The 6,094-nt window shown below is 65.3% G+C and carries 6 protein-coding genes; all 6 read right to left on the bottom strand.

Annotated elements, in window-relative coordinates:
- A partial coding sequence (locus tag MLGJGCBP_RS49270; RefSeq protein WP_160095369.1) for an FAD-binding oxidoreductase occupies positions 1-1,106 on the bottom strand: 1,106 nt, incomplete at its 3' end.
- Positions 1,107-1,287: 181 nt separating this feature from the next.
- Positions 1,288-1,614 (bottom strand): putative quinol monooxygenase, encoded by a 327-nt coding sequence (locus MLGJGCBP_RS49265; protein ID WP_160095371.1) that lies wholly within the window; start codon positions 1,612-1,614, stop codon positions 1,288-1,290.
- 68 nt (positions 1,615-1,682) lie between these two features.
- Positions 1,683-3,332 carry a chaperonin GroEL gene (gene groL, locus MLGJGCBP_RS49260; RefSeq protein ID WP_160095373.1) on the bottom strand — a complete coding sequence of 550 codons (1,650 nt, stop codon included), beginning with the start codon at positions 3,330-3,332 and terminating at the stop codon, positions 1,683-1,685.
- Between the two features lie 43 nt (positions 3,333-3,375).
- Positions 3,376-4,401, bottom strand: a complete 1,026-nt coding sequence (locus tag MLGJGCBP_RS49255; protein WP_109326756.1) for an NAD(P)-dependent alcohol dehydrogenase — start codon at positions 4,399-4,401, stop codon at positions 3,376-3,378.
- Positions 4,398-5,141, bottom strand: coding sequence for an iron-sulfur cluster assembly protein (locus tag MLGJGCBP_RS49250; protein WP_160104069.1), 744 nt, complete (start codon positions 5,139-5,141; stop codon positions 4,398-4,400). Before MLGJGCBP_RS49250 ends, MLGJGCBP_RS49255 begins: the two co-directional genes overlap by 4 nt.
- A partial coding sequence (locus tag MLGJGCBP_RS49245) for an amidohydrolase family protein (RefSeq protein ID WP_160097753.1) occupies positions 5,138-6,094 on the bottom strand: 957 nt, incomplete at its 5' end. The genes MLGJGCBP_RS49245 and MLGJGCBP_RS49250, both read right to left, overlap by 4 nt.

Genomic DNA, 6,094 nt, shown 5'->3' with positions numbered 1-6,094 from the left:
AAGGTGCCGACGAAAAGGTGGTGGCGGTCGGCGATACGGCTGATGGCGTCGAGCATGTGCGGTAGCCGGGGCACCGGCACTGCCAGGTCGTCGAGCAGGGTACTGCCGTAGCGTTCGAGGGCGGTCAGCGCCACACGGCGGGCCTGCATGAGCCCGTCGCTTTCGACCGGGTCGGTGGTCACGAAGAGTTCGGTCGCCGCACAACTGCGGCATGCTTGCGCGATGCGCTCGGTTTCCGCCTTCGCGGCCTCGCCGTCGCACTGGATGAGTAGCAGGGCACCGGCGTTCTCGTCGAGGCCCATCTGGGTCAGGTCGTTGACCGCGGTGATCGTGTTGTGGTCCATGAGTTCGACCAGGCTCGGTTCGGCCACGTTCTGAATCGCCATCACCGCGTCGACGGCCTGGACGGGGTCGGCGAACGCCGCCACCACAGTGGATGCGTGCGCCGGTTTTCTGCGCAACCGCATGGTCGCCTCGACGATGACGGCAAGGGTGCCCTCGGATCCGACCAGCAGTTGCGTGAGGTTCAGGCCGGCGACGTTCTTGCGGGTGACGGCACCGGTGTGGATGATGCGGCCGTCGGCGAGCACGGCTTTGATCCGGGCGACGTGATCGCCGGTGACCCCGTATTTGGCGCAACAGGGCCCACCGGCGTTTGTCGCGAGGTTCCCACCGATCGTGGAGATGGCGCGACTGCCGGGGTCGGGCACGTACCAGAGTCCTCGCTCTGCTGCTGCGGTAGCGAGGTCGCCGTTGATGACACCGGGTTCGACCGTCGCGGTACGGGACTGCTCGTCGATTTCGAGGATCCGGTTCATCTTCTCGGTACTCAGGACAATGCACCCCTCGAGGGCATTGGCACCGCCGGCCAGGCCGGTCCCCGCACCTCTCGTGACAACCGGAATCTTGTACCGGTAGGCAGTCTGCAGCGTCGTGACGACGTCGTCGACCGTCCGGGCACGAACCACTGCTATCGGTCGACCGGATGGCGAGAGCAGCGCCTGATCGCGGGTGTAGGCGATCATGGTGTCGCCGTCGGTGATGACAACTGCCTCGCCGAGCATTGCCGTCAGGTCCGCGACGGGACCCGTCATCAAGGCAGTCATGTCTTGTCCTTCCACACTGGTTTGTGCATCGCAGCCCTACCGCTGGGACCGTCCCGCGCGGGTAGGCGGCGTGGCGTGTGCGCAGCACCGTGGGCACATGTCCTGTCGAGACAGGATCGTGTGCCCGCGGTGACGCCGTCCGATTGGTTCGTCCTACATGTGCCGGGGGGTACCTATCGATCTAGGGAGTGATTTCCAGCTCGCCCATGCGGGACCAGTCGTCGCCGGGAAGTTCGGTGTGGAGGATGCGCGGTGTCTCGCTCAGTGCCGGGCGCATCGCGTCCAGCCCTTTCCGGAAGTGGTCCGCATTGACATGGTCGGAACCGGCCTGCCCGTCGGCGAATGCCTCGATCAGCACGAACTCGGCGGGATTGTCGGCGCTGCGGTGCCATTCGAACCAGAGATTGCCCGGTTCCGATCGGGTCGCGTCGGTGAACTCCTTGGTGATGAGCAACCAGTCGTTCTGGTGTTCGTCGAGGACGTTGAACTTCACCACAATGAAAATCACTATGCTTCACTTCCTTTCGGGCGTGGGTCACCGCCTCGCGGAACCGCGAGGCGGTGACCCACTGGTTTCTAGTAGATATTCGACGGGCGGACCATGCCTTCGGCGAGATCGCCGAAACCGGGTGCCATGATGGCACCGGGATTGCCGATAATTTCTTCCACGACAGCGGTTTCGGTGGTGATCAGCAGTGCCGCGATCGAGGCTGCGCTTTCGAGTGCGGCGCGGGTTACCTTGAACGGGTCGATCACTCCGTCGTCGAACATGTCCCCGTATTCGCCGGTGAGCGCGTTGAATCCGTGCCCGAGCGGCAGGCCGGCGACCACCTCGACGACCTTGTCGCCGTCGAACCCGGCGTTGATCGCGATCCAGCGCAGCGGTTCGGGGAGAGCGCGGCGCACGACGTCGCATCCGATGGCCTCGTCACCGGCCAGGTCGAGGTCGGCCAATGCCCGATGCGACTGCGCCAGCGCGGTGCCACCTCCGGAGACGATTCCGGCCTCGACCGCGGCGCGGGTGGCGGCCAGCGCGTCGTCGACGCGCAGCATCCGTTCCTTGAGTTCGACACTGGTCGCGCCGCCGACGCGGATGACGGCAACACGCCCGGTGAGCCGGGCGATACGCAGTTCGAGGCTTTCCTGATCCGCCTCGATCTTCGCGCGCTCGAGCTGGGCCTCGAGCTGGGCGATGCGGGCATCGAGGAGGCGCTGGTCCCCGTGTCCGCCGACGATCGTGGTCTCGTTCTCGGTCACGGTGATGCGGTCACACGATCCGAGATGGTCGACGCTGATTTCGGACAGTTCGATGCCGGTGTCCTTGGCGATCACGTGCCCACCGAGTGCCACGGCGAGGTCTTCGAGCTCGGCGACGCGGCGATGGCCGAAACCGGGGGCGCGCACGACCACCGACTGCATGGTCTTGTGCATGTTTCCGCCGACGAGCAGCTGCAGGGCCGGACCGTCGACGTCCTCGGCCAGTACCACCAGCGGTCGGTCGGCGCGTTTGGCCACCTCGATGCTCGGCATGATGTCCTGGACCTTGCTGATTTTCTTGTTGGTCAGCAGGATCAGCGGATTGGTGTGCACCGCTTCCATCCGCTCCGGGTCGGTGACCATGTAGCCGGAGATGTAGCCGTGATCGAACTCGATGCCGTCGACGATGTTGACCGACAGCCCGAGGGTGTCGCTCTCCTCGGTGGTGACGACCCCGGACTTGCCGACGTAATCAACCGCGGTCGAGATGGCGTGCCCGATCACTTCGTCGTCGCTGGCGGCGAGAGTCGCGATCCGGTGCAGATCGGCCTGTCCCCCGATCTGGGAGGCCTGCTCGCGGAGGGAATCGACGACCACGGACACGGCCCGCTCGATACCGCGCCGCACCCGCATGGGGTTGGCGCCGGCATCGACCGAGCGCAGACCCTCGCGGACCATGGCCTGAGCGAGCACGGTGGCGGTGGTGGTGCCGTCGCCGACCACACCATTGGTCTTCATCGCCACCTCCTTGACCAACTGGGCACCCATGTTGGCGAAGGGTTCGCGGAGCTGGATCTCGCGGGCAATGGTCACGCCGTCGTTGGTGATCGTCGGTGGCCCGGTGAGCTTTTCGAGCACCGCGTTGCGCCCCTTGGGGCCGAGGGTCACCTTGACCGCGTCGGCGAGGGCGTTGACGCCCTGCTCGAGGCGGGCTCGGGCGTCCGTGTTGTACCGCAGCTCTTTCGCCATGGCTGATGTGTCCTTTCGTGCGTTCTTTCGCGGAGAGATGCGGTTAAGGGACGAGGATCGCCCGGCCGCGGACCCGACCGGCATCGAGATCGTCGAGGGCTTGCTGGAAATCCTCGAGCCGGTACCGGGTGGTGTGCAATGTGACCTTGCCCTGGGCGGCGAGGGTCATGAGCTCCTGCAGGTCGTTGTAGGAGCCGACGAGATTTCCGATGAAGTTGATCTCGGTGGAGATCACATCGATGGTCGGAACGTCGAGGTTCTCGCCGTAGCCGACGACGTAATAGTTCCCGGCGCGGCGCAGCATCGCGATCCCTTCGGCGGTGGCACCGCCTTCACCGACGAAGTCGACGACGGCTTCGGCGCCGTGCCCGCCGGTCAGGTCGAGCACCTGCTGGATGTGGGTGCCGTCGGCGACGATGCCGTGGTCGGCGCCGATCTTCACGGCGAGGTCGACGGCCGCGGGGTTACGGTCGAGCACGACCACGGTGACCCCGGAAATCGCCTTCAGGACTTGGATGCCGATGTGGCCGAGTCCGCCTGCCCCGATCACCACGCACACGTCTCCGGGGCGAGTGGTCCTGGCGACCTTGGCCACGGCGTGGTACGCCGTCAGGCCCGCGTCGGCGAGGGCGGCGACGTCGGCGGGTTCGAGCGAGTCGTCGATCCGGACCACGCTGCGGGCGGTGGTGCGCAGATACTCGGCGTACCCGCCGTTGGTGTCGATGCCGGGGAACTTGCTGTTCTGGCAGTGGACGTCGTCACCGAAACGGCACGCCCGGCACAGCCCGCACGTGATCAGCGGGTGCAGGATCACCTTGTCGCCGACCACCACGTTGGTGACGGCGTCACCTACCGCGTGGACCCAACCGGCGTTCTCGTGACCAATTGTGTACGGCAGTGCGACACCGGACTTCTCCTCCCATTGCCCCTCGAGAACATGCAGGTCGGTGCGGCACACACCCGCGCCGCCGATCCGCACGATGACATCGAGGGGACCCTCGATTGTGGGTTCGGGAATATCGGTGAGCTGCAGCTTGGTGTGGTATCCCACCACTTGCACGGCCTTCATCGAGGGCTCCTGGTTCTGAGATTGGTGATTCGCGGAGTGGCGCCGACGGATTCGCTGTCGGCGTAGCGGGTGGCGAGCAGGCCGCGGCAGAAGTGAGCGTTGCCTTCCATCGAAATGCGTACCGACTTGGCGAACCGCAGCCGCATCGGCACCGACTCCGCGGGGATGCGTTTGCCGGCGTCGTCGACGAACACCGGGCTGGCCGGGCAGATACTCAACCCGAGGCCGATTCGGCGGCGCAGCAACGCGGCCTTCGCTTTTCCGGGGGCGAGGTCGCTGAGAACGAGTCGGTAAATCTCGTTCACACCCATGTCGGTGGTCTTCAGGTGCGCCTCCACACAGCGTTCCATCGCCGCGGCATGTGCCTTGGACCGGAACGTTCGGCGCAGTTCGTGCAGACTCTCTTCCGCCTCGGAGCCGAACGTTCCGACGTATCCGGCGTCGGCTGCGAGGCCGGTATTGATCTTGTCGCTGTCGTGGTGGTCGTCGAGCATCACCCGCACCTCGCCGATGTCCTCGATCAGGCGCAGGGCGTCGAGGGCGTCGGATGCCATGAGGTAGGCGAAGTTCGGCGAGCAGAACGCGGTGGGCAGCCGCAGGTGCACGGTGACCCCGTCGTCGTCGAGGGTGACCGACCGGACGAACCCGAGATCGGTGATGGGTTCGTCCAGTTCCGGGTCGGTGACCGTCGACAGGGCCATCAGGACGTCGTGTTCGGTGCAGACGACGACGGCGGTCATGACGGCACGGATTCCGGCTCGCGCGCCCCGGCGGCGACCTCCACACCTTCCTGTCCGGCCGGCTCGGCCAGTTGCAGGTCGGCGGGAACATCGATGTCGTACAGCGCTGCCGCGTTGAGACCGAGAATCTTCTGCTTTTGCTCCACGGTGATCGGGGCGTACTCGCTCTGCATGTCCTCGGGGATCTGGAAGTCGACGAACTTCTCGATCAGCCACTTCGGGGTCCACAGTGCGTAGTCGCTGCCGAAGAGGATCTTGTCCTCGCCGATCCAGTAGAGCAGTTCACCGATGACCTGGGCGAAATAGCGGGGCCGGGTGTGGATGAACGGCAATGCCACTGCCAGACCGCCGTACACGTTCGACTCCTGGGTGGCGATCCAGCAGAAGTCCTCGAGCCGCGGCAGACCCACGTGCTCGACGACGAATCGCAGGTCCAGGTAGTCGGTGGCGACCTTGTCGACGTCGGAAACGTCGAAAGCGTCACGGTCGAGGGGGCGGATCGTCGGGCCCTTGTGAACGTGAATGTTCTTGATCCCCAGCTTGATGCATTCTTCGAGGTAGCGCCGCGACCACGGTTCGTCGAGTTTGTAGCCGCGGGAGTCGCCGTGCCATTCTGCGGTGTAGAGCTTGACGCCCTGCAGGTTCATCCGGTCCGCGTCCTTGCGGAGCTGTTCGAGGCCGGCCTCCTCGTGGCGCGGGTCGTAGGCGTGGTTGTAGGTGAGCTTGCCGGGATTCTTGGCGACCAGGGCGAGCGCTTCGTCCGTCTGCCCGAATCCCTTGTGGTAGAAGTCGCTGAGCAGGGTGGCCTGGAAGATCGCGTGGTCGACGTATCCGTCCACGAAGAGGTCACGCTCGAAGCGTTCGCTGCCGTAGTACGTGTAGGTGTCGTAGTCCCACACGACCTCTTCGGGGCTGAGGTTCTTGTGGTAGTCGTAGAAGCAGTCGATGAACTG

Source organism: Rhodococcus sp. T7, from assembly GCF_009872365.1.
Taxonomy (GTDB): Bacteria; Actinomycetota; Actinomycetes; order Mycobacteriales; family Mycobacteriaceae; genus Rhodococcus_F.
Note: the sequence above shows the minus strand (reverse complement) of the source record. Positions and strands in the feature narration are given on the sequence as shown.